23 protein-coding genes are annotated in these 21,661 nt (G+C 64.9%); 8 read left to right on the top strand and 15 right to left on the bottom strand.

Annotated features, from left to right (window positions below):
- Positions 1 to 30: 30 nt before the first annotated feature.
- From ACFOHJ_RS17105 to ACFOHJ_RS17120, 4 genes are read right to left on the bottom strand one after another with little or no spacing between them, the layout of a single operon-like run.
- Positions 31 to 345, bottom strand: coding sequence for an antibiotic biosynthesis monooxygenase family protein (locus ACFOHJ_RS17105; protein WP_378222549.1), 315 nt, complete (start codon positions 343 to 345; stop codon positions 31 to 33).
- 35 nt (positions 346 to 380) lie between these two features.
- On the bottom strand, positions 381 to 1,715 hold the full coding sequence (locus ACFOHJ_RS17110) for an energy transducer TonB family protein (RefSeq protein ID WP_378222552.1): 1,335 nt from the start codon (positions 1,713 to 1,715) through the stop codon (positions 381 to 383).
- 18 nt (positions 1,716 to 1,733) lie between these two features.
- Positions 1,734 to 2,165: a hypothetical protein gene (locus ACFOHJ_RS17115; RefSeq protein WP_378222555.1), complete on the bottom strand. Its 432-nt coding sequence runs from the start codon at positions 2,163 to 2,165 to the stop codon at positions 1,734 to 1,736.
- A gap of 6 nt (positions 2,166 to 2,171) precedes the next feature.
- A complete protein-coding gene (locus ACFOHJ_RS17120) occupies positions 2,172 to 4,277 on the bottom strand; it encodes a TonB-dependent hemoglobin/transferrin/lactoferrin family receptor (RefSeq protein WP_378222558.1) in 2,106 nt (701 codons plus the stop codon).
- A gap of 288 nt (positions 4,278 to 4,565) precedes the next feature.
- On the opposite strand from ACFOHJ_RS17120, the gene hemP reads away from it, so the two are divergent.
- Genes hemP through ACFOHJ_RS17145 form a run of 5 tightly spaced genes read left to right on the top strand, consistent with a single transcriptional unit; the run spans position 4,566 to position 8,657 of the window.
- Complete coding sequence (hemP, locus tag ACFOHJ_RS17125) at positions 4,566 to 4,775, top strand: hemin uptake protein HemP (protein WP_378222561.1); 210 nt, start codon at positions 4,566 to 4,568, stop codon at positions 4,773 to 4,775.
- Between the two features lie 9 nt (positions 4,776 to 4,784).
- Positions 4,785 to 5,843 carry a hemin-degrading factor gene (locus ACFOHJ_RS17130; protein ID WP_378222563.1) on the top strand — a complete coding sequence of 353 codons (1,059 nt, stop codon included), beginning with the start codon at positions 4,785 to 4,787 and terminating at the stop codon, positions 5,841 to 5,843.
- A gap of 8 nt (positions 5,844 to 5,851) precedes the next feature.
- Positions 5,852 to 6,745, top strand: a complete 894-nt coding sequence (locus tag ACFOHJ_RS17135) for a heme/hemin ABC transporter substrate-binding protein (RefSeq protein WP_378222566.1) — start codon at positions 5,852 to 5,854, stop codon at positions 6,743 to 6,745.
- Positions 6,746 to 6,754: 9 nt separating this feature from the next.
- Entirely contained in the window at positions 6,755 to 7,858 is a 1,104-nt protein-coding gene (locus ACFOHJ_RS17140; RefSeq protein ID WP_378222568.1) for a FecCD family ABC transporter permease, read from the top strand.
- Positions 7,859 to 7,865: 7 nt separating this feature from the next.
- The gene (locus ACFOHJ_RS17145; protein ID WP_378222571.1) at positions 7,866 to 8,657 is read left to right on the top strand and encodes a heme ABC transporter ATP-binding protein; all 792 of its coding nucleotides are present in this window, start codon (positions 7,866 to 7,868) and stop codon (positions 8,655 to 8,657) included.
- A gap of 6 nt (positions 8,658 to 8,663) precedes the next feature.
- On the opposite strand, the gene rirA is transcribed toward ACFOHJ_RS17145, so the two are convergent.
- The 4 genes from rirA to map form a co-directional block, all read right to left on the bottom strand.
- Positions 8,664 to 9,125: an iron-responsive transcriptional regulator RirA gene (gene rirA, locus ACFOHJ_RS17150; RefSeq protein WP_378222573.1), complete on the bottom strand. Its 462-nt coding sequence runs from the start codon at positions 9,123 to 9,125 to the stop codon at positions 8,664 to 8,666.
- Positions 9,126 to 9,299: 174 nt separating this feature from the next.
- Positions 9,300 to 10,496, bottom strand: a complete 1,197-nt coding sequence (locus ACFOHJ_RS17155) for a hypothetical protein (protein ID WP_378222576.1) — start codon at positions 10,494 to 10,496, stop codon at positions 9,300 to 9,302.
- A 175-nt stretch (positions 10,497 to 10,671) separates the two neighbouring features.
- Positions 10,672 to 11,424: a RadC family protein gene (radC, locus tag ACFOHJ_RS17160; RefSeq protein ID WP_378222578.1), complete on the bottom strand. Its 753-nt coding sequence runs from the start codon at positions 11,422 to 11,424 to the stop codon at positions 10,672 to 10,674.
- A 49-nt stretch (positions 11,425 to 11,473) separates the two neighbouring features.
- Positions 11,474 to 12,301, bottom strand: coding sequence for a type I methionyl aminopeptidase (map, locus tag ACFOHJ_RS17165; protein WP_378222581.1), 828 nt, complete (start codon positions 12,299 to 12,301; stop codon positions 11,474 to 11,476).
- Between the two features lie 219 nt (positions 12,302 to 12,520).
- Here map and ACFOHJ_RS17170 point away from each other — a divergent pair, with 219 nt between their 5' ends.
- Positions 12,521 to 12,817, top strand: coding sequence for a DUF982 domain-containing protein (locus ACFOHJ_RS17170; RefSeq protein WP_378222584.1), 297 nt, complete (start codon positions 12,521 to 12,523; stop codon positions 12,815 to 12,817).
- Between the two features lie 9 nt (positions 12,818 to 12,826).
- On the opposite strand, the gene ACFOHJ_RS17175 is transcribed toward ACFOHJ_RS17170, so the two are convergent.
- From ACFOHJ_RS17175 to ACFOHJ_RS17190, 4 genes are all read right to left on the bottom strand, one after another.
- A complete protein-coding gene (locus tag ACFOHJ_RS17175; protein WP_378222587.1) occupies positions 12,827 to 13,312 on the bottom strand; it encodes a hypothetical protein in 486 nt (161 codons plus the stop codon).
- A 79-nt stretch (positions 13,313 to 13,391) separates the two neighbouring features.
- A complete protein-coding gene (locus tag ACFOHJ_RS17180) occupies positions 13,392 to 14,927 on the bottom strand; it encodes an undecaprenyl-phosphate glucose phosphotransferase (RefSeq protein ID WP_378222590.1) in 1,536 nt (511 codons plus the stop codon).
- A gap of 258 nt (positions 14,928 to 15,185) precedes the next feature.
- Positions 15,186 to 15,749: a polysaccharide biosynthesis/export family protein gene (locus ACFOHJ_RS17185; RefSeq protein ID WP_378222592.1), complete on the bottom strand. Its 564-nt coding sequence runs from the start codon at positions 15,747 to 15,749 to the stop codon at positions 15,186 to 15,188.
- A gap of 119 nt (positions 15,750 to 15,868) precedes the next feature.
- Complete coding sequence (locus tag ACFOHJ_RS17190) at positions 15,869 to 16,084, bottom strand: DUF2842 domain-containing protein (protein WP_378222594.1); 216 nt, start codon at positions 16,082 to 16,084, stop codon at positions 15,869 to 15,871.
- Positions 16,085 to 16,241: 157 nt separating this feature from the next.
- On the opposite strand from ACFOHJ_RS17190, the gene ACFOHJ_RS17195 reads away from it, so the two are divergent.
- Positions 16,242 to 17,321: a COX15/CtaA family protein gene (locus ACFOHJ_RS17195; RefSeq protein WP_378222597.1), complete on the top strand. Its 1,080-nt coding sequence runs from the start codon at positions 16,242 to 16,244 to the stop codon at positions 17,319 to 17,321.
- On the opposite strand, the gene ACFOHJ_RS17200 is transcribed toward ACFOHJ_RS17195, so the two are convergent.
- The 3 genes from ACFOHJ_RS17200 to speB are packed head-to-tail and all read right to left on the bottom strand — an operon-like array spanning position 17,322 to position 20,129.
- Complete coding sequence (locus ACFOHJ_RS17200; RefSeq protein ID WP_378222600.1) at positions 17,322 to 18,164, bottom strand: aminoglycoside phosphotransferase family protein; 843 nt, start codon at positions 18,162 to 18,164, stop codon at positions 17,322 to 17,324.
- A complete protein-coding gene (gene argC / locus ACFOHJ_RS17205) occupies positions 18,161 to 19,093 on the bottom strand; it encodes an N-acetyl-gamma-glutamyl-phosphate reductase (protein ID WP_378222602.1) in 933 nt (310 codons plus the stop codon). The genes ACFOHJ_RS17200 and argC overlap by 4 nt, the downstream gene beginning before the upstream one ends.
- 37 nt (positions 19,094 to 19,130) lie before the next feature.
- Positions 19,131 to 20,129 carry an agmatinase gene (speB, locus tag ACFOHJ_RS17210; RefSeq protein WP_378222605.1) on the bottom strand — a complete coding sequence of 333 codons (999 nt, stop codon included), beginning with the start codon at positions 20,127 to 20,129 and terminating at the stop codon, positions 19,131 to 19,133.
- 188 nt (positions 20,130 to 20,317) lie between these two features.
- On the opposite strand from speB, the gene ACFOHJ_RS17215 reads away from it, so the two are divergent.
- Positions 20,318 to 21,604, top strand: coding sequence for a DUF445 domain-containing protein (locus ACFOHJ_RS17215; protein WP_378223045.1), 1,287 nt, complete (start codon positions 20,318 to 20,320; stop codon positions 21,602 to 21,604).
- Positions 21,605 to 21,661 lie beyond the last annotated feature (57 nt).

Genomic DNA, 21,661 nt, shown 5'->3' on the forward strand with positions numbered 1-21,661 from the left:
GCCGCGGCGACGCGGCGGGCTTTTGCATTGTCAGGCGCCTTCGACGGCCGAAAAGCCCTCGAACTTGGGATGGCCGAAGGTCGTCAGCTTGCTGGTGCCGGCGTTCTTGTGCGAGTTGCGGAAATTCTCGGACTTGGTCCAGGCGATGAAATCCTCCTCGCTTTCCCACACGGTGTGCGAGGCGAACAGCGTGGTGTTTTCCTCCTCGTTGAAGGCGCTGCGCAGCAGGTGGAACTGCCGAAAGCCCTTCATTTCCGCGAGCGTCGACTTGCGGTTCTTCCAGATGTCCTCGAACGCCTCCTCCTGGCCGGCCCGGACCTGGAAACGGTTCATCGCGATATACATGGCTTTCCTTTCAAGTTGCCCGTGGACTGGATCGATCAATAGGGGCCGATCGGCAGGGTGAAGGCCCAGTTCGAACGCCCGGCTCCTGCCGGAATGGGCGGGAAGGGGGCCGCGCGCCGGATGATGGCAAGGGCCTCGTCGTCCAGGCCGGGCGAGCCCGAGCTTTTGACCAGCCGTATCGAGCGCACGTCGCCGTCGGCCCCGACGACGAAGGCGACCTGCGCGTTGCTGCGCGCGCTGGCCTGTGCGGCCCGCGAAATGGTGCGGCTCACGCGCCGCAGCTTGGCCGCCACCTTGCCGGGATAATTGGAGGCGGCGGCGTTGCCGACACCGGGAAGCGAGCCGCCGCTGCTGGCGATCGCCGCCTTGCCCTCGTCGCTGCCATTGGCGATGCCGCGCTTGGAATCTGCCTGGTTGGCGCCGCCTGAGCCCGCACTGGTGGCTTTCTTCCTCTGCTGCTTTTCCTGCTTCTTTTCCGGAGGCTTGGCCGTGTTCTTCGGCTGCCTGGCCGGCTCCGTCTTCTTTTCCGGGCTCTCCTGCGGCGCCGGCCGCGGTTGCGGCAGGACGGCGACCACCTGCGGGGTCTCGATGGCGTCGGGCGTCACCGTCTCGGCAGGCTGCGGCTCAGGCTGCTGCGTTTCCTCGACCGGCTCGACGGGATCGATTTTCGGCGCCGGCTGGAAGACGGCGTCGCTGGTGTCGGCGGGATCGGCTCGCGAAGTGAGGATTTCGGGCGTGTGGCTCGGGGTCTCGGGGGCCGGCTGGTCCGGTTGCACCGTCTCCGCGACGGCCGGCTCCGGGGGCGTTTCCCTCACGGGCTCCACCGTCTCGGCGGTCGGCGCTTCGGCCGTTACGTGCTCGACGGCTTCGGCGGCACTGTCAGGCTGGACCGGCTCGGCCTCGACGGCTTCGATCGGCTTGGCGTCGACCATCGGCACCAGGGTGATCTGGGTCACATCGCCGGCCGACAACTGGTCGCTGTCGGCGTTGCCGGTCACCATCAGGCCCGTCTGCTCGGAGCCCGCGATCTCGGCCTGGTCGACGGGGCTGGCGTACCATGCCGCCGGCGCGGCAAGAAGGGCCATGGCGACGGCGGCGTGGAGCAGGCAGGAAACGGAAACGGTTATCGGCCATTTGCGGGCGGTGCCGGCCGTCCGGGTTGCCGTGCCGGCCGCCGCATCCTCCCCGGGCGACGGCAGCGCCGGGTCGATGCCGGCGATGGAACCGGGATCACGCAGGTCGCGCGGCGATAGCTGGAATGCACCTGGCGGAATAGCGAGGGCGGGGTCGCTGGGCTCCAGCGGCAGCAGCCCGTTCCCGGCAAAGGGCCAGGCCGGGGTGTTGCGCGAGAAGGAGGGCTCCAGTCCCAAGGCTTTGCTCGTTTGCGATCACTGACCGAAGGAGATGGGCGCCTTGGCCGCGGTCTTCAACTGGCCGAGGCAGGCGGTGGGGGCGATTCCGTCGCCGACGCATTCCGTGGCGCTGTTGACCAGGACGCGGCTTACCTTGCTGCAATCCAGCGCCGAAAGATCGAAGCGGGCGACCTTGGTCTTGCCGGCCGGCAGGTCCTTGAAGTCGAGGACGGTGAGGCGGTCCACGACCCCGGTGTCGTTGAAGAGCGCGATCTCGAACGCCGCCTTGGTCAGGCTGGCGCCGAGATCGTTGGTGACGACGAAGGTGAAGCGGCAGCCCTTGTCGGAGGGCTGGGCGCCGTTCAGTTCGAGGGTCAGCGCGGAGGCGGGCTTCGCCTCCTGCGCGACCGCGTTTCCCGTCAGGGCGGTTGCCACGGCTGCCGAAAGAAGAAGGGTTGCCGTTTTCATCTTGTCCTAGCCTCCGAAGCGCATCGTTGCACCGAGCTTGAAGGTGACGCCGGGTTCGTAGACGACACTGTTTGTCGAAAAGTTCAGCGGGTTGAGGTATTTCACATCAAACAGGTTGTCGACACGGAAGTCGACCTTGAGGTTGTCGTTTGCCTGGTAGGCGGCGAAGGCGTTGACCAGCGTGTAGTCCCTGGCGATCGGGTTGCCCTTCGGCTTGCCGTTATACTGCACTTCGCCCCCGACCGTCAGCCGGTCCTCGAGGAAACGGAAGCCGAGTTGGCCCGTGACCTGGGCGGAAGGGATCGTCTTGAGGTCGTCGCGCAGGCCGGTGGCGTCGACGGTATGGCCGTTGATGATCGAGGCCGACAGCCCGGCAAAGCCCCAGGCGGCGTCATAGACGCCCTCGAACTCGAATCCCCTGATCCGGGCGCTGGAGTAGTTCTGGTACTGCAGGCAGAAGGGGACGGCAAAGCAGCCGCTGGCCGGCCCGCCGGAAGGAATGATCTGCTGCTCGATGAAATCGTCGATATCGTTGTTGAAATAGCCCGCCTTGATGCGCAGTGAATCGCCTGGCTGCAGCATGTCGTCGAGCTTGTAGTTGAGGCCCGCCTCCCACGTCTTTCCGATTTCCGGCTTCAGGTTGGGGTTGGGCAGGAAAAGGAACGGGATGGTGTTCGGGTGCGTGCCGCTTATCAGCGTTTCCGTGACCGACGGCGAGCGGTAGCCTTCGGCATAGGTGCCGTAGAATTGCAGGCCTTCGAGCGCCGCGGTCTGGAACGGCGAGACCCCGACCGTAATGCGGGGCGAAAGGCGGTCGCCCGATGTCGAGCCGACATCGCTCTCGAGCTCATAATTGTCGTAGCGAAGGCCGGCGATGACCTCGAACCGCTCCCATGTCAGCTTGTCCTGGATATAGGCGCCGCCGACGCTGCGCTTGCCGGAGGGCGTGTAGACGTCCATTCCGCCGGCCTGCGCTCGGGCGGTCACCACGTCGTCGTTCACCCAGTCCCCGCCATAGGTCACTTCGTGGCCGACGGTGCCCGTTTCGAAGCGCGACGTGTTCCAGATATCGATGCCGTAGGTGTCGAGGTCATACTTGCTCTGTGACCCAGCCGGCACGAGGATGGGCGGCTGCGTGATGGAGACGAACTCGAGCGCATCCTTCAGATAGGTGCGCGTCATGTCGACCTTGTTGTAGGAGGCGTTGATGTGGAGATCGAGCCAGCTCTTGTCTTCGTCCGTGACGTTGTAGCGGCCGGTGAACGTGTTCTGCCGGGTGTCGACGGCATGATCCGTCGCGCTGCCGAACTCGGTCCAGCTATCTTTCGTGCCGATCCAGCCGAGTTTCAGCTCGCTGTTTTCGGTCGGGCGGATGCTGGTCTTGAGCATGCCGCTCAGCATGTCGAAGCCCGTGCCCTTCGCGATGTCGCCGCCACCGTCCTTGTAGGCGGAGAAGTCGCGATAGACGATGTTGCCGAGCACGTCGAAATCGTCGCTGAAGCGGTAGGCGCCGGTTGCGCTGGTGGTCCAGCCCTTGCCGTTGGTTTCATAACGGCCGCTGAGCGAGGATGCCCACGTCTCATCCGGCTTCAGGAAATCTCCTGCGTCCTTGGTGTCGAACATCACCACGCCGCCGATCGCGCCTGAACCGTAGGTGTTGGTAACCGGCCCGCGCGTGACGTCCACCGACTTGACCAGTTCGGGATCGATGAAGAAGGTCGATTGGGTGCCGTGGTCGGAGCGCTGGAAGTTCTGCCGGGCGCCGTCCACGATAACGGCGACGCGGCCGAAATCCTGCAGGCCGCGAATGTTGACGCTGGACGCCGCCCGCCGGGCGTCCGACTGCAAGGTGATGCCCGGCACGCCGAAGAACACGTCGTTGACCGTGGTCGCCATGCGCCGTTCGAGCTGTTCCTGGTCGACATGGCTGGAAGCCGACAGCGACTCGATGACCGTTTCGCCGGTGCGGCTCAGAAGCAGGATCTTATCGAGCAGGGTGGCGTTCGCGGCGGGCTTCGTTTCCGCCGCTTGCGCTTCCGAAGGCGCCTGGTCCGACGCCTCTTGCGCGGCGGCGGCGCTTGTCAGCGCGATGACCGCCACCCCGGCAAGCATCAATTCTTTCGCGTAAGACGCCGAACGCCCCAACACCACCGCAGATCCCGCCGGCCTGCGACGAACCCGATTCAACCCCATGTCCCGACTCCAAAAAATTCAGGTTCATGCTGGCTGGCCCGGCGCTCGCTCGCATTTTTATGTTGCCCGGCGCGTTAAATGGCATCTTAAATGTTGACTCATTTACTCCGGTATTGCACTGACTAGTAAACATGATTATTCGAGTCAAGATTGATTTTGCAAGCGCCAACCGCCCGTCGCGGCCATGGCGAGAAAGGAGCCGACAAGATGAATTCGCATAATCCCGACGCCTTCCGCCATCGCTATCAACGCGTAGAAACGCAGGCCCCAAGCAGGTTCGAGGTTGATCGCACCGCTGTGCGTACCGTGAGCAGCAACGCGCTTTTTGCCGGCTCGCACGAGATCGGCATCGAGCACCATGGCTCGCTCTACCGCCTGAAGATCACCCGTCAGGGCAAGCTCATTCTCAACAAGTAGGTCGGTGCCATGGATCAGCGCGTAAAGCCCGCCCCGCACGAAATCCGCGTGGCGCGTACGAATAACCCCAAGACGCGTGAGCGCGATCTTGCCGGGGAACTGGGGATTTCGGAAGCCGAGCTTGTCGCTGCCCATTGCGGCGACGGCGCGCTGCGGCTGGAGCCGGACGCCAACGCCCTGCTGGCCGGGCTGGAAGCCGTCGGCGAGGTGATGGCGCTGACGCGCAACGACAGCGCCGTCCATGAAAAGATCGGCGTCTACGACAAGGTGGTAACGGGCGCGCACAACGCCATGGCGCTGGGCAAGGACATCGACCTGCGCATTTTCCCCAAGGCGTGGGCCTTCGGCTTCGCCGTGGAAAAGCGCGACGGCGACGCCATCCGCCGCAGCCTGCAATTCTTCGACGCGGCGGGAGAGGCGGTGCACAAGGTGCATCTGCGCCCGGCGTCGAACCTTTATGCCTACCAGAAACTGGTCGCGCAGCTTGAATCGCCGAACCAGGATTCGGCGCTGGAAGTGCTGCCGTACCCTGCCGCAGAACCGCAGACGCCCGACACCCTCGTGGACCTTTCGCAACTGCGCGAACGCTGGAGCAAGCTTTCCGACATCCACCAGTTCTTCGGCATGTTGCGTGCCTTGAATCTCGGCCGCCGGCAGGCCGTGCGCCTAGTCGGGCAGGATTATGCCTGGACGCTCGACAACGATGCGGTGGGTTCGATGTTGCGTCACGCCGCGGATCAGTCCCTGCCGATCATGTGCTTTGTCGGCAATCACGGCTGCATCCAGATCCATTCCGGGCCGATCGCCAACATCAAGCCGATGGGGCCGTGGATCAACATCCTGGACGAGACGTTCCACCTGCATCTCAGGCTGGACCACATCCGCGAGACCTGGGCCGTGCGCAAGCCGACCAAGGACGGACATGTCACCTCGATCGAAGCCTATGGCGCCGACGGTGAAATGATCATCCAGTTCTTCGGCCAGCGCGAGGAGGGCAGCCGCGAGCGCGAAGACTGGCGCTTCCTGGTGGAAAACCTGCCGCGAATCCCTGCCGTGGCCACGCTCTGAGAAGACGGATGATCGCGTTTTTACCAAAGCTGGCACACGCTGCCGTGATCGCCTCGCTGCTGGTGCTGGCGGCGCCGGCCTGCTCGGCAGCCGGACAGGCGGCAGAGGCCTTTCCGGGCGGCGCGAAGATCGCCGCCATCGGCGGCTCTCTGACCGAGATCGTCTATGCGCTGGGCGAAGAGGGCAGGCTGGTCGCCCGCGATTCGACCAGCGTTTATCCGGAGGCCGCGCTGAAGCTGCCCGATGTCGGCTATATGCGCCAGCTTTCGCCGGAAGGCGTGCTGTCGGTCAATCCGGGCGGAGTGCTGGCCCTGGAGGGCAGCGGCCCGCGCGAAGCGGTCGAGGTGCTGAAGAAGGCCGGCATTCCCTATGTCGAGGTGCCGGAAAGCTTCGACCACCAGGGCATTCTGGCCAAGATCCACGCTGTCGGCAAGGCTCTCGGCGTCGAGGAAAAGGCCGATGCACTTGCCGATTCCGTCGATGCGAAGCTGAAGTCGGCCGAAAGCCGTACCGCTTCGATCAAGGACCGCAAGCGGGTGCTGTTCGTGCTGTCCCTGCAGGGAGGCAAGATTCTGGCGGCCGGCGATCATACGGCGGCAGACGGCATCATCCGGCTTGCCGGTGCCGTCAACGCGGTCAAGGGTTATAGCGGCTACAAGCAGCTAACCGACGAGGCGGTGCTGACCGCCAGCCCGGATATCGTGCTGATGATGGATCGCGGCGGCGCTCCCGACGGCGCCGTAGACCCGTTCGAGAACGCGGCGATCGCGGCGACGCCGGCGGGCGAGAAGCGGGCCCTGATCCGCATGGACGGCGCCTATCTGCTCGGCTTCGGGCCGCGCACGGCAGAGGCCATCCACGACCTCGCCGCCTCGATCTACGGCCAGCAGGCCGATAACTGAGCGCGACCGATGGCCGAGCAGATAGTCGCCGGGCGGATCGGCATGGGCAGGAACGCAAGCGAGGGGGACCGTTCGGCAAGGGCGCGAACGGTTCTTCTGGCGCTGGGCGGCTTTCTGGCGCTGACCGTGCTGTTCAGCCTGACCTCGGGCGCGTCCGACGCTTCGGCACTGGGGCTGGTGCGCGAATGGCTTTTCGGGAGTTCCGCCGGTGACGCGGCGCTGAGCGCCCGCGACCGCCTCATCATCTATGAGATTCGCCTGCCGCGTGTGGTGATGGGCGCCTTGGTGGGGGCCGCCCTTGCCGTTTCGGGCGCGGTCATGCAGGGGCTGTTCCGCAACCCGCTGGCCGATCCCGGCCTGATCGGCGTTTCGGCCGGGGCCGGGCTTGGCGCGGTGTCGATGATCGTGCTCGGCACCGGCGCTCTCGCGCCGCTGAGCGCGTTGCTCGGAGCGTTCTCCTTGCCGATGGCGGCCTTCGTCGGGGGGCTGGTGACGACGCTGGTGCTCTACCAGGTCGCCACGAGGCGCGGCCAGACCTCGGTGGCGACGATGCTTTTGGCCGGCATCGCGCTTGCCGCGCTCGCCATGGCGGTGACCGGCGTCCTTATCTTCATGGCCAATGACCGGCAGTTGCGCGACCTGACGTTTTGGAGCCTCGGCTCGCTGGCGGGAGCCACGTGGCAGAAGATCGCCGCCGTCGGTCCGGTCATCGTGCTGGCGCTGGCGGCCATGCCGTTCCTGGCGCGCGGCCTCAACGCGCTGGCGCTGGGCGAGGCGACCGCCGGCCATCTCGGCATCCCGGTGCAGCGGCTGAAATACACGGCAATCGTCGGCGTGGCGGCGGCCGTCGGAGCGGCGGTGGCCGTCAGCGGCGGCATCGGCTTCGTCGGCATCGTCGTGCCGCACCTGCTGCGGCTGATGATCGGACCGGACAACCGCTATTTGCTGCCGGCTTCGGCGCTGCTCGGCAGTGCCCTGCTGTTGCTGGCCGATGCGGTTTCGCGCACGATCGTAGCCCCGGCGGAACTGCCGATCGGCATTGTTACCGCGCTTGCCGGAGCGCCGTTCTTCCTGTGGATTCTGCTGCGCAAGCGCGGCCTGCTCGACCTGTGAGGCAGCGATGATCAAAGCCAGGGGTGTGTCGGTGACGATCGGCAGCAAGCGGATCGTTTCCGATATCGATTTTCAGGTGCGGCCGGGCGAGATCGCCACCATCGTCGGCCCCAATGGGTCCGGCAAGACCACCTTTCTCAAGGCGCTGTCGGGCGAACTCGCCCATGGCGGGCAGGTGACGGTGAACGGCCGCGCCATGGGTTCCATGAAGCCGGCCGAACTGGCGGCGGTGCGCGCGGTGCTGCCGCAGGCGACGGCGCTGGCCTTCCCCTTCACGGTACGCGAGATCGTCAAGCTCGGGCTCGTCGGCGGACGCTCCGGCGTGAAGGCGGCCGAGGCGGAGCGCCTGCCCGAACGCGCGCTGGCGCGGGTCGATCTCGCCGGCTTCGCCGGCCGCCTCTACCAGGAACTGTCGGGCGGCGAGCAGCAGCGCGTGCAGCTGGCGCGGGTGCTTTGCCAGGTGTGGGCGCCGGTCCTGAACGGCGCGCCGCGCTACCTGTTCCTGGACGAGCCGGTGTCCAGCCTGGACATCAAGCACCAGCTCATCATCATGGGGATTGCCCGCGAATTCGCAAAGGGGGGAGGGGGCGTCGTGGCCATCCTGCACGACCTCAACCTGACGGCGATGGTCTCCGACCAAGTCTTCGTCATGCATCGCGGCCGGCTCGCCGCTGCGGGCGCCCCGCGCGACGTGTTGCGCGACGATCTGATGCAAAGCGTGTTCGACTGCCGGCTTTCGGTGGGCGTGCTGCCTTCGGCCGACGTGCCGTTCGTCCTGCCGCAGACGGCGGCGTTGTAGCTGCCTTCACGCCGCCGGGGCGTGGAGCTCCGGGAAGCTGATGCCCAGAAGGTCGCGCACATTGGCGCGCGCGGCGACCAGGTCGGCAATCGAGTGGCGCTCCAGCACGGCGAAGAAGGCGTTGAGCGCCTCGCGCAGCGCAGCATTGAGCGAGCAATGGTCGATCAGCGGGCAATCGCTGGCATCGTTCTCGAAGCATTCGGCCATGGCGAAGTTTTCTTCTGTCACGCGCACCACGTCGAATAGGGTGATCGTGCTGGCTTCGCGGCCAAGCTTCACGCCGCCATTGCGCCCGCGCACCGTGGTCACCAGGCCGTGCTCCACCAGCGGCTGCAATATCTTGAACAGGAACAGCTCGGATACCGAATAGGCGGACGCGATCTCCGGGATCCGGCTCAGCCGGCCATCATTGGCGGCGCAGTACATCAGGATACGGATCGCATAATTGGTCTGGCGGGTCAGGCGCATTTCTCATTCCTCAGCACGAAACTGATGCAAGCCAATATGGCCCATAGTTTGGAACAATTCCAGAGAATCGGCGCAAATAGGTGATTTTTCCTGTCATCTTTTGATCGGGGACAAAAAGAATGGCCGCGCCAGGGGCGCGGCCGTTCTTCGATCTTAGCCGATGGGGCCTGAAGTTCAGTCTTCGTTGGCCTTGACGGTGACACCCAGCGTCTTGGTCAGGTCGGCCGGATTGGCCATGGCCCCGGCCATGATGAGCGCGAAGGGCACCGGTGCGGGCGGCACGGCCGAGATCTGCAGGCTCTTGGGGTCGTCCAGATATTTGCCGACCGCCGTCGATACCTGCGCCGTCAGTTCGGGATTATTGAGCTGCGCCATGCCGAACGGCACGATCGCCTTGGCCTGGTTGGCAATGTCCTTGGCGGACATCCCCTGCTGCTTGCCGACATAGGCGAGCACCTTGTTGGTGAGCGAATCGTCGTCGAGACGGATCGAGGCTCTGTTGAAGCTCAATTGCTGCAGCAGGCCGAGCATCACCATGCCCTGCGCCGAATTATCCGCGCCTTCCGGCTGCTCGGCCATCTTCTTCTGCATTTCCTGGAGCGACTTGAGGAAATCCATCGTGTAGCCGCCGAGGCTGAAGGTGATGCCGAAGGTCGCGGCGTTGTCGACGGTGATCTCGTTCTTCGACATTTCCAGCTTGCCGTCGGAAGGCTGCCAGGAACCCTCGGTCCGGAAGCTGCCGGTGATGGTCTGGTAGCCCAGCGCCTCGATGGCGGCCTTCGACTTCGGGTCCTCGACCATGGTCAGGTCGGCGTCGAATTTCTTCGCCCCGCCGGAGAACTGCATCGCGGCGCCGTCGGCTGGCGGCGTGATGTCGAAGCGCGTCTGCTCCATCGAGAAGGCGGTCTTGTCGCCGACCTTGACCGTGACGTTGTCGACCTCGGCCGACTTGTAGAGCATCAGCGATCCGAGCGGCGTGGCGGCGCTGTCGGCCGCCGGTATCGTCATGTCGTGGAACACGATCGGGCTGATGCGGATCTCGGTGTCCTTCTCGCGCTGCGTATAGGCCTCGGTCCGGACGGTCCCCGCGACATAGTCGCCATTGGATTCGGTGACGTTCTCCAGCGTGACATTGCCGACCGAGAGGCTGTCCTTCTCGCCGGCCGGCTTGATGCTTACGCTTTCCAGGATCATGCTCGAGGCGTTGCCGGTGACGCCGGTCCAGCTGATATCGACGCTCTGGGCTGCGAGCGATGCCTTGAGCCGTTCGGCCACGGCGGTGGCGTCCTGCGCGAACGCCGAATTGAGCGGGAGGCTCAGAAGGAAGGTCGAAAGGGCAAGCTTGCGAAAGCTCGGGCCATGGATGGTCATCGGGGTCTCCCAAAAGGGCTTGAAACTGTCGTCAGGCGCGGCCCTTTCGTCTGCAAACAGGGCCGAAACAAGGTGTTAGGCGACACATAGACCGAAAACCGGGGAAAAAGGCAATCAGCCACCAACCGATTTGTCTTTCTGGTAAATGACGGCGGGTTCCGCCGAGCAGGCAACTTCAGATCAGCAGCAGGCCCTTCATCGACGCATAGCCCTTCTTGCCGATGATGAGATGGTCGTGGACGGCAATGCCCAGCCGCTTGCCGGTCTCGACGATCTCCTTGGTCATCTCGATGTCGGCGCGGGACGGCGTCGGGTCGCCACTTGGATGATTGTGGACCAGCACGATGGCGGTCGCCGACAGTTCCAGCGCCCGCTTCACCACCTCGCGCGGATAGACCGGCGTGTGGTCGACGGTGCCGGTCTGCTGCACCTCGTCGGCGATCAGCGCGTTCTTCTTGTCGAGGAACAGGATGCGGAACTGCTCGCGCTCCTCGAAGGCCATGGCGGCGCGGCAATAGTCGAGAACCTGCGTCCACGAGGCCAGCGTTTCGCGCCCCTTCAGCTCGCTGCGCAGCATGCGCTGGGCGGCGGCGGCGACGATCTTGAGGTCGAGCGCGACGGCGGGGCCGACGCCCTTCACCTCCTGGAGCAGCGCTTCCGGGGCACCGAGCACCTGCGCGAGCGAGCCGAAGCGCTCCAGCAGTGCCTTGGCGACCGGCTTGGTGTCCGACCTTGGGATCAGCCGGAAAAGCAGCAGTTCCAGCAACTCGTAGTCGGCAAGGGCGAGGTGGCCGGCCGTGGAGAAGCGTTCGCGCAGCCGCTCGCGATGACCGAGATAATGCGGCTTAGAGTCACTGCGCCCCTTTTCGAGGGCCCGCAGCGGCTGCTCGCCGAAGAAACCGCGTTCGTCGTTATTGCCGCTGCCCATGCGTCGCCCGGATATGCCTGTCGGGCAACGATCTGCCCCTTGGGGCAATCTAGGCCGGCAGGCCGGGCCGGTCGAGGCCTTTCGGCGACAGCGTGAAAATCTCGCAACCGTTTTCGGTGACGCCGACGGTATGCTCGTATTGCGCCGACAGCGAGCGGTCGCGCGTGACCGCCGTCCAGCCGTCCGACAGCACTTTGACGTGCGGCCGGCCGAGATTGATCATCGGCTCGATGGTGAAGATCATGCCGGGCCGCATCTCGACGCCTTCGCTGGGCGTGCCGTAGTGCAGGATGTTGGGGGCGTCGTGGAAAAGCTGGCCGACGCCGTGGCCGCAGAAGTCGCGCACGACCGAGCAGCGCTCGCCCTCGGCATAGGACTGGATCGCCGCGCCGATGGCGCCGGTCTTGGCGCCGGGCCTGACCGCGGCGATGCCGCGCGTGAGACACTCGTGCGTGACTTCCATGAGCCGCTCGGCGGCGCGCTTGATGGTGCCCACCGGATACATGCGCGAGGAATCGCCATGCCAGCCGTCGAGGATATAGGTGACGTCGATGTTGACGATGTCGCCGTCCCGCAGCGGCTTGTCGTCGGGGATGCCATGGCAGACGACATGGTTGATCGACGTGCAGGTGGACTTCGTATAGCCGCGATAGTTCAGCGTCGCCGGCAGGGCGCCGTGGTCCATGCCGAACTCGAACACGAAGCGGTCGATGGCGTTGGTGGTGAGACCGGGCTTGACCATGCCGGCCAGCTCGTCGAGGCAATTCGCTGTCAGCGCGCAGGCCTTGCGCATGCCGGCAAACCCCTCCTCGCCATAGAGGCGGATCTGGCCGGTGTTGCGGAGCGGGGCGGTGGCGGCGTCGAGATAGGTGACCATGTTTCTTGTCGGCTGGTTGGGGCGGAAGCGGCGACTACCGCCTGATTTGGCATTTGCGGGCGTCCGGTTCAAGAACCAAGTGTTCCGGCCGCCGTTTCGCAGGTTAAGGCCTGCGGTTTTTGGACCGCGATGACGACTTAATCCTGTGGTATGAATACCGCAAGGAACGAACAAGGACGGGCGGCGTTGCTCCAACAGCGACCGTTCGAGATTTGAGCCATGCACAAGCTGCATTTTGCCGTGCCGGTGCGCATCACCGGCTCTTTCGGGCACCCCATCGAGGAAATCTACAGCGTCGGCCAAGCCCTGGACTTTCTGCAGGAATGGCCGATCGGCAGGCAGGGACCGCTGTATCAGGCGGCGTTCGACGCCTGCTTCGGCGCCAGCGTCGACGTGGTTTCGACCGAGGAGGCACAGCGCGCCTTTTCCGCCTTCTGCCGGGTCAGCGGCATCCTGGCCAGGGACATGATGCCGCCCGGCGAGACGGACACGCGCCCCAATTCGCTGCCGGTCTGACGGCAGCAGCTACAGGCTGAAGGTCCAGAACAGGCAGGCGAGCGTTGCCGCCGTGAAGGCGACGACGGCGAGGCTGCGCAGCAGGATGTTGCGCCGGAACTCGTTGATGCACAGATGGCCTGCGGCGACCACCGCGACGAACAGGAATCGCCAGTTCCAAAGCACCCACGGCGCCTGGCGCTGCCCGAAAGCCCACTGCGCGGCGACCGTCCCGACAATGGTGGCAAAGAGGATGACGACGGTCCAGAACAGGGGATCGGCAGCGTTTTTCAGCACCATTCCGGCCGCCCGGATCGGCAGTAGCATCATCAGCATCGCACTGAAGAAATAGATCGCCGCGAGCGGGATGAACGTTGCCGCATTGGCGATCTCGTCGAGCCGTTTTGCGCCGAGCGCGCCGAACGGGTAGCCGTGGCGGGCCACCGCAAGGCAGAGCGCCATCAGGAGCCCGGTCAGCACCGCTACCAGCGCGAATGAGGTTAGGGTTCTGCTCATGACGATCCTTGGCTTTTGCGATTGCGCAAGGCCGTCCTAGCCGATTGTCGTAAATGGCCGGTAAGGATCGCGGCGCAGGCTAGTACGCGTTTTCGGTGTTGAACAGGCGGATCGGGGTCAGGAACAGGATTTTCAGGTCGAACAGGAGCGACCAGTTCTCGATATAATAGAGGTCGTATTCGGTGCGCTTGCGGATCTTTTCGTTGGTGTCCATTTCACCGCGCCAGCCGTTGATCTGCGCCCAGCCGGTCACGCCGGGCTTGACCCGGTGGCGGGCGAAATAGCCGTCGACCACCTCGTTATAGAGCAGGTTGTGCGACTGCGCGGCAATGGCGTGCGGGCGCGGCCCGACCAGCGACAGCGAACCGAACAGCGCGTTGAAGAACTGCGGCAGTTCGTCGATCGAGGTCTTGCGGATGAAGCGGCCTACGCGGGTAACGCGCGGGTCGTTGCGGGTCACCGTCTTCTTCGCGGTCGGGTCTGACTGTTCGACATACATGGAGCGGAACTTGTAGACCTCGATCACCTCGTTGTTGAAGCCGTGCCGCTTCTGGCGAAACAGCACCGGACCCTTGCTGTCGAGCTTGATGGCGATGGCCGTCGCCAGCATCACGGGGGAAAGCACGATGATGCCAATGATCGAAAGCACGATGTCGAATATCCGCTTGGCGACCGAATCCCAGTCGTTGATCGGCTTGTCGAAGATGTCGAGCATCGGCACCGAGCCGATGTAGGAATAGGAGCGCGGGCGGAATTTCAGCTCGCTGGAGTGGGCGGAAAGCCGGATATCGACCGGAAGCACCCAAAGCGTCTTGAGCAGTTGAAGCACGCGCGCCTCGGCCGTGATCGGCAGCGACACGATCAGCATGTCGATGCGCGCGATGCGGGCGAACTGGATCAGTTCAGAGATGGTGCCGAGCTTCGGATAGCCGGCGACGATCGGCGGCGAGCGCGTATCGTCGCGGTCGTCGAAGATGCCGCAGATGCGGATGTCGTTATAGGCCTGCTGCTCGACCGAGCGGATGAGCTGCTCGGCCGCCTTGCCGCCGCCGACGATGACGGCGCGGCGCTCCATGTGCCCGTCGCGCGCCCATCGCCGGATGAGCCGGGCCATGTAGAGGCGCAGGCCGAAGATGAGCACGAACCCGGCCACGTACCACAACCCGAACAGAAGCCGCGAAAATGTACCGGACGTCTTCAGGAGGAAGGCCGCCACCGCCATCAGCGCGAAACTCGCCGACCACACCAGGAGGATGCGGGTAAAGCTTTGCAGCGGCCGCATCAGGGCCGGCACCTGGTAGAGGTCGCTGATGTCCAGCAGCGCCACCGTAAGCAACGAGATGCCGGCCGTGATCAGGGTGTATTCCCAGGCCAGATAGGTGAAGAAGCCGAGATAGGCGACGTAGATCGTCACGCCGGACAGGAACAGAAGCGAAAATTCCACCAGCCGCAGGACACCGCTGACCATGACCGGGGACATGGTGTCACGGCGGTACTGGGAAGCGACCTGCTTCGCGACGGCGTTGAGGTCGGGCGAGGGCTTGTTGTCGGCCGGCCTTTCCAAGCGCTGGACCGCCTCCCGGGAAAAGCGATGCGGAGCGTCGATATTGTTCATGAAAGTTGTCCGTAAGCTTCCTCTCTCCCTACCAAAGGAGAGCTAAGAAACCCTTGAAACAACTGCTTGCTTTGGAACGGTTTTACCCGTTGCGGCTCTGGCCGGCACGGCCGCGCCGGTCACCGGCGGGGAAAGGGAGGCGGGCTACGCAATACCTGAAACCCGCAATGGTGAGCCGGACGGCGCCTCGACGTCGAGCGCGCATTCGACCGCAATCCGGTTGAAATCCATGATCCTGGCCGTCGTGCCGCCGATCCATCAGAACAGCCGCTCGCGGACATAGATGGTGTCGCCGGGCAGCAGCGGGTCGGATGTCCTGACACGCCCGGTGATCACCTTGCCGTTGATGTCGCGGGTGATGTCGACGCTTTCCTGGTTGGCGCGCGGTGTGTAGCCGCCGGCGATCGCCACCGCTTTCTGCACCGTCAGGCCCGGCACGTAGGAATACTGGCCGGAGGCACCCACTTCGCCCATCACGAAGATCGGCCGGTAGCGATCGATCTCGACGGTAACGTCGGGGCTGCGCAGGTAACCCTGGCTCAGCTTGTTGGCGATCGTGGCTTCCAGTTGCTGGGCGGTGTGGCCACGCGCCGGAATGGCGCCGACGAGCGGGAAGGCGAGATAGCCGGACTGGTCGACGTTGTAGGTGTTGGAGAGGCCTTCCTGCTCGAACACCGTGACGCGCACGCGGTCGCCGGCGCCGAGGCGGTAGGGCTCGTTGAGGACCTTGTGGAAGGCCTCCGGCGCCGGCTTGTAGCTCGAACAGCCGGCGACCGCCGAAACGGCAAGCAATGCGCTGAACAGATGGGCAATGCTTTTCATTGAGGGACAGAAACCTTCGACTCGCCAGCCAGGGTAGCCAGCCTCAATCGTCGGATTCGTTATCGCCCTGTTAGGGTTAATGGCCGGTAAAAACCGCCGTCCTGTCGGCTTGCCGGTTTTCAGCTCTTGGGGCGGGGCTCGATGATCAGCCATTTGATGATGCCCATGGCCGGCAGCACCCAGAGCAGGCCGCTGAACAGGAAGAAGAGGAGATGGACGAGGGGGCCGGATTGCGAAAGCTGCGCCACCGCCACGATGGTCGCGACCACGGCATAGACGATGACCAGCGCCACCAGCAGCACGGTTCCGATCAGCTTTTTCAGGCGAATGGGCATTTTCCTGTCCCGTTGCTTTGTATTCGCATAGAGCCTGTCGCAGGCCCGCGCAACCGGGGAAAGGCGGCGCGACGGCGTGCCGCGCCGCACGGGCTTGTCAGGCCCCGCGCGATGGTCCACGACTGCGCCGATTTTCGATCTGTCTGGGAAAAACTCGATGGCTGCCACCGCCGCTGCCGTATCCGTCGTGGACAAGGACCGTGTTTTGCAAAACCGCGCCGCCGTGCGCTGGTGGCTTTACGCCGTCCTTCTGGTGCTGTTTTCGCTGGTGATCGTCGGCGGCGCGACCCGCATGACCGAGTCGGGTCTGTCGATCACCGAATGGAAGCCCATCCATGGCGTGATCCCGCCGCTGAGCGAAGCCGAGTGGCAGGAGGAATTCCAGAAGTACCAGCAGATTCCGCAATATGCGCAGATGAACCAGGACATGACCCTGGATGGTTTCAAGACCATCTTCTGGTGGGAATGGGCGCACCGCCTGCTGGCGCGCGGCGTCGGCTTCATCTTCGCGCTGCCGCTGATCTTTTTCGCGGCGACGCGCCGGATCGAGCGCGGGCTGGTGCCCAAGCTGGTCGGCATCCTATTGCTTGGCGGCTTGCAGGGCGCGGTCGGCTGGTGGATGGTAAAGTCCGGCCTGGTCGACCGGGTCGAGGTCAGCCAGTACCGGCTGGCCACGCACCTGACGCTGGCGGCCTTCATCTTTACCGCTACCATGGTGGTGGCGCGGGGGCTGGCGCCGCACTCCGAACCGGCGACGGACCGGCCGATGCAGCGGCTGGCCGGTTTTCTCGTGCTCCTGGTGCTGGTCCAGCTTTATCTCGGCGGGCTGGTTGCCGGGCTTCGTGCCGGCCTGACCTACAACACCTGGCCGCTGATGGACGGGCGACTGATACCGGGCGACCTGTTCATCCTCGAGCCGTTCTGGCGCAACCTGTTCGAGAGTCCGAAGACCGTGCAGTTCATCCACCGCATCGGCGCCTATGTCGTCTTCCTGGTCGCGCTCTGGCAGATGGTCCTCACCTTCCGCCGCGCGCCGGGAACCACCCATGCACGCCGTTCCGTGGCGCTGTTCGCCCTGGTGACAGCGCAGGCCGCGATCGGCATCGCCACGCTGCTGATGCACGTGCCGATGGACGTGGCGCTGACCCACCAGGCCTTCGCGCTGGTGGTGCTGGGATTCGCGGCCGCCCATTGGCGCGGCACCAAGGGTGCCTATCCGCTGCCTGACCGGGCCTGATCAGAAGCCGCTACGAACCGAGCGGATCGCCGAGGCGATTGCCAGTTCGCGCGCTTCGTCCTTTTCGTTGCCGTCCTCGCCGTGCCAGGCCGCCGACAGGCAGCCATAGGCGAAGGCGAAGTCGAGCAGTCGCGACGGGTCGAGATTCAGGGCACGGGACAGAATTTTCGCCATGCGGGTAATCCGCTGCGGATCGGCGCACAGCGCGTCGCGATCGAGCGGATTGTAGAACAGGTTGGCGGCGTCGAAGCAGCGGTCGCCGAGCACGCCCTTCGGGTCGATGGCAAGCCAGCCGCGCGGGCCGAAAACGATGTTGTCATGGTGCAGGTCGCCATGCAGCGGAAGCGGCGACCGAGTGCTTTGGAGCAGGAGGTCGGCCATCGCCGCTGCCTGCCGGTAAATGTCGTCGTTTCCTGAACCGTTTGCCTTGCCCGCTCTCGAAAACAGCGCATCGAACCGCTCGCGCAGCGGCTGAAGCTGTGGCGGGGCAGGGCGCTGCGCCGGGTGATGGAGCCGCGACAGCACGCCAGCGCCGATTTCGGTGGCAGCATCGTCGCCGTCGGCATCGAGGACGCTCGTGAGCAGGCGGTCGCCGCCATATTCGAGCAGCATGTCGCTGCCCTCGAAGTCGAGCAGGCGAACGGCGCCGTCGCCCTCCCGCCACTTGAGGAAATGCGCGCCGCGCAACTCGTCCTCGACGTCGTCGAACGGCTTCAGCGCCTTGACGACGGCGACGCTGTCGTCGTCGCGCAGGACTTTCCAGATGCGGCTTGAAAATGTTTCGGCGATCAATTCCGCGCCGCAGATGTTCCAGCGGCGCGGAAAGGCGTGCTGCTCCTTCAAGAAGGAAGGCCGAGCATCAGGTTCAGGTTCTGCACCGCCGCTCCCGAGGCGCCCTTGCCGAGGTTGTCGTAGATGGCGACCAGCAGCGCCTGCGCCTTGTCGTCGTTGGCGAAGACATAGAGCTTCATGCGGTTGGTGCCGTTGAAACGCTCCGGGTCGATTTCCGGCAGCCGCTCGACCTTCTCGAACGGGGCGACCTCGACGACGCTGCCGTCGATGGCGGCGAAATGGTCGGCGATCGCTGCGTGAATCTCGGCTCCGCGCGGCACGCGGCCAAGCGCGCCGAGTTGCAGCGGCACCACGGTCAGCATCCCTTGCGCGAAATTGCCGACCGCCGGCTGCATGATCGGGTCATGGGAAAGCCGGGCATAGGCCTTGATTTCCGGCACGTGCTTGTGGTGCAGCGTCAGCCCGTAGGGGAAGAATTCCGGCGCATCCTCGCCCTTGGCGACATAGTCCTCGATCATCGGCCGGCCGCCGCCGGAATAGCCGGTGACGCCGTTGATGGTGACCGGATAGTCGGCCGGCAGCAGTCCGGCTTCGACCAGCGGCCGCAGCGTGGCGATCGGCCCCTGCGGCCAGCAGCCCGGATTGGCGACGCGCCTGGCCGAGGCGATTGCCGCAGGCTGCGCCTTGTCCATCTCGGCGAAGCCGTAAGTCCAGCCCTCGGCCACGCGATGCGCGGTCGAGGCGTCGATGACGCGGGTGGTGTCGTTCTCGATCAGGGAGACGCTTTCGCGCGCTGCGTCGTCCGGCAGGCACAGGATGGCGACATCGGCGGCGTTGAGGTACTCGGCGCGGGCCTCGCGCTCCTTGCGCCGCTCCGTCGGGATCGAGATGACCTCAAGGTCATCGCGCCCGGCCAGGAGGGTGCGTATCTGCAGCCCCGTGGTGCCGTGTTCGCCATCGATGAATATTTTCGGTTTCATTGCCGTGCGCCTGCCAGAAAATGCCGTTCGTTCAAGGTTATATGCCGCTTCCCGGATTCAACGCTTCGATGCCGGGTTCGCTGCCGTCGAGCCGCGCCTTTCGCTCCGCCAGCAGGCCGAGATACTGCATGGCGATGGTCGAGGCGGCAATGGCCGTTATATCGGCATGATCGTAGGCCGGCGCAACCTCGACGACATCGGCGCCGACGAGATCTACCTGGCCCAACTGCCGCAGCGTCGAGAGAATCTTGGCCGACGACGGTCCGCCGGCTACCGGCGTGCCGGTTCCCGGCGCATAGGCGGGGTCGAGGCAGTCGATGTCGAACGTCAGGTAGGTCTTGCGACCCGCCGTGCGCTCCACGATGGCGTAGGCGATATCGGCGGCCCGCATCTCCTCGATCTCGTAGCCGTAGAGGATCTTGATGCCGAAGGTTTCCGGCGCATGGGTGCGGATGCCGATCTGGATCGAGCGGTCGGGATCGATGATGCCTTCCTTGACGGCGCGGCCGACGAAGGAGCCGTGGTCGATGCGCTTGCCGTCGTCGGGCCAGGTATCCTGGTGCGCGTCGAACTGCACCAGCGCCAGCGGGCCGTGGATCGCCGCATGCGCCTTGAGCAGCGGCCAGGTGACGAAATGGTCGCCGCCGAGCGTCAGCAGGAACGCCCCCGACTTCAGGATTTTCGAGGCCTCGCGCTCGATGGTCGCCGGCGTCTTCTGGTGGTTGCCGCTGTCGAGCAGGCAGTCACCGTAATCGGCCACCGCCAACCGCTCGAACAGGTCGCGGTCGAACGGATATTGCGGATCGTTGTCGAAGATCGCGGAGGCGCGGCGGATCGCCTGCGGCCCGAAGCGGGCGCCGGGCCGGTTGGTGACGGCGGCGTCGAAGGGAATGCCCCAGACGACGGCGTCGGCGCCCCTGACGTCCTTGGTGTATTTGCGCCGCATGAAGGAGAGCGCCCCGGCATAGGTCGGTTCGGAGGAGGCCCCCAGTTTATTGCGCGCGGTAAAGGCGTTGTCGATGTTGCTGTTCGCCATCACGGCTCCTTGATTGCTCAGCGTGCGGTTGACGAATTCGATCGGAAAGGCGCGTATAGAAGCAAAAGCGCGCCAGGAGAAGCGCCAACGGCGCAACGCCCGATAAATGCCGGTGCGCCGCGCCCGTTTTCGCGCCGCAGATGCGCTGGGCATCGCTCCCGCCAATCCCCACCTGAGGGCCCATGAAGATGCTGCAGACCGTGCCCGGTTCCGGTGAATTCGACGATGGAGCGGCAAAACTCGCCGCGTTGCGCCGCACCAAGTTCATGGCGGCCGCCTCGCTCGGCCTGTGTGTTGCCGTGTTTGCCGCGGCACGGTCGCTGCAGGGGCGCTATCCATGGCTGGCGTTCGTCGCCGCCTTCGCCGAGGCGGCCACTATCGGCGGCCTTGCGGACTGGTATGCGGTGGTGGCGCTGTTTCGCCGGCCGCTCGGCCTGCCGATCCCGCATACCGCCATCATTCCCGAAAACAAGGATCGCATCGCCGACAATCTCGGCCGCTTCATCGAGGCCAATTTCCTGGCGCCCGGCCCGGTCCGCGAGAAACTCGACGAGGTCGACTTCGCGGCGCTTGTCGCCGACTGGCTTTCGGACCGCGAGCGCGCCGCCGGCCTGTCGCGTTTCGTCGCCCGCCTGGTGCCGCAGATGCTGGACGCCATCGAGCAGTCGGGCCTGCGCGGCTTCTTCGCCCGGCGCATGATGGAGCAGGTGGAGCGGGTCGAGCTTGCGCCGCTGGCGGGCGAACTTCTGTCGGCCTTCACCGAGGAGCGCCGCCATCAAAAGCTGTTCGATGAGTTCACGCGGGTGGTCGGCCGCTTTCTCAACGACGAGCAGGCGCTGGCGTCCATGCGCGAGAAAATCCGCGAGGAGCTACCGTCCCTGTTCAACCTTTTCCGCGCCGATGCCTATCTCCTCAACAAGATCGTCGCCTCTGCCGGCTCCCTGCTGGAGGAGGTGAGGGCGGACCCGGACCACCCGATGCGGACGGAATTCGACCGCTTCGTCGAAACCTTCATCGAGCGGCTGAAGACCTCGAAAAGCTACGCCCGGCGCGCCGAAAAGATGAAGCGCGACTTTCTTGCCCGCCCGCAACTGCGCGACATAGCCGACGCGACATGGGCAAGCCTTCGCTCCTTCATCGAGCAGGATGCCGGGGCGCCCGATTCGGCGATCCGCGCGCATCTTGCCGGCATGTTCGTGGAAGTCGGGAAGCACCTCACCCAGGACGCCGAAATCCGCGCCGACATGAATAGGGGGTTTGTCGTCGCGCTGTCGTCATTCGTCGAAAGCCAGAAGAGCGGCGTGTCCCGGTTCATCGGCGACCAGGTGAAGCGCTGGAACCTCGCCGAACTGACCCGGCTGATCGAGATCAATATCGGGCGCGACCTGCAATATATCCGCTTCAACGGCATGATCGTCGGCGGGCTTGCCGGACTGATGCTCCATTCGGCCGAGGTCTTGCTGTTCTTCGATTGACGCTGCCAGCGGCTTGTCTATTCTCGGGATCGGCAGGGCTGACGCAGGGAGAAGACG

This window comes from Aquamicrobium soli, assembly GCF_042646345.1.
In the GTDB taxonomy this organism is placed as follows: Bacteria; Pseudomonadota; Alphaproteobacteria; order Rhizobiales; family Rhizobiaceae; genus Mesorhizobium; species Mesorhizobium soli_A.

Coding starts and splice junctions, on each gene's coding strand:
- ACFOHJ_RS17105 (WP_378222549.1), bottom strand. CDS start 345: ATGTATATCGCGATGAACCGTTTCCAGGTCCGGGCCGGCCAGGAGGAG.
- ACFOHJ_RS17115 (WP_378222555.1), bottom strand. CDS start 2,165: ATGAAAACGGCAACCCTTCTTCTTTCGGCAGCCGTGGCAACCGCCCTG.
- ACFOHJ_RS17120 (WP_378222558.1), bottom strand. CDS start 4,277: ATGCTTGCCGGGGTGGCGGTCATCGCGCTGACAAGCGCCGCCGCCGCG.
- hemP (WP_378222561.1), top strand. CDS start 4,566: ATGAATTCGCATAATCCCGACGCCTTCCGCCATCGCTATCAACGCGTA.
- ACFOHJ_RS17130 (WP_378222563.1), top strand. CDS start 4,785: ATGGATCAGCGCGTAAAGCCCGCCCCGCACGAAATCCGCGTGGCGCGT.
- ACFOHJ_RS17135 (WP_378222566.1), top strand. CDS start 5,852: ATGATCGCGTTTTTACCAAAGCTGGCACACGCTGCCGTGATCGCCTCG.
- ACFOHJ_RS17140 (WP_378222568.1), top strand. CDS start 6,755: ATGGCCGAGCAGATAGTCGCCGGGCGGATCGGCATGGGCAGGAACGCA.
- ACFOHJ_RS17145 (WP_378222571.1), top strand. CDS start 7,866: ATGATCAAAGCCAGGGGTGTGTCGGTGACGATCGGCAGCAAGCGGATC.
- rirA (WP_378222573.1), bottom strand. CDS start 9,125: ATGCGCCTGACCCGCCAGACCAATTATGCGATCCGTATCCTGATGTAC.
- ACFOHJ_RS17155 (WP_378222576.1), bottom strand. CDS start 10,496: ATGACCATCCATGGCCCGAGCTTTCGCAAGCTTGCCCTTTCGACCTTC.
- radC (WP_378222578.1), bottom strand. CDS start 11,424: ATGGGCAGCGGCAATAACGACGAACGCGGTTTCTTCGGCGAGCAGCCG.
- map (WP_378222581.1), bottom strand. CDS start 12,301: ATGGTCACCTATCTCGACGCCGCCACCGCCCCGCTCCGCAACACCGGC.
- ACFOHJ_RS17170 (WP_378222584.1), top strand. CDS start 12,521: ATGCACAAGCTGCATTTTGCCGTGCCGGTGCGCATCACCGGCTCTTTC.
- ACFOHJ_RS17175 (WP_378222587.1), bottom strand. CDS start 13,312: ATGAGCAGAACCCTAACCTCATTCGCGCTGGTAGCGGTGCTGACCGGG.
- ACFOHJ_RS17180 (WP_378222590.1), bottom strand. CDS start 14,927: ATGAACAATATCGACGCTCCGCATCGCTTTTCCCGGGAGGCGGTCCAG.
- ACFOHJ_RS17185 (WP_378222592.1), bottom strand. CDS start 15,749: ATGAAAAGCATTGCCCATCTGTTCAGCGCATTGCTTGCCGTTTCGGCG.
- ACFOHJ_RS17190 (WP_378222594.1), bottom strand. CDS start 16,084: ATGCCCATTCGCCTGAAAAAGCTGATCGGAACCGTGCTGCTGGTGGCG.
- ACFOHJ_RS17195 (WP_378222597.1), top strand. CDS start 16,242: ATGGCTGCCACCGCCGCTGCCGTATCCGTCGTGGACAAGGACCGTGTT.
- argC (WP_378222602.1), bottom strand. CDS start 19,093: ATGAAACCGAAAATATTCATCGATGGCGAACACGGCACCACGGGGCTG.
- speB (WP_378222605.1), bottom strand. CDS start 20,129: ATGGCGAACAGCAACATCGACAACGCCTTTACCGCGCGCAATAAACTG.
- ACFOHJ_RS17215 (WP_378223045.1), top strand. CDS start 20,318: ATGCTGCAGACCGTGCCCGGTTCCGGTGAATTCGACGATGGAGCGGCA.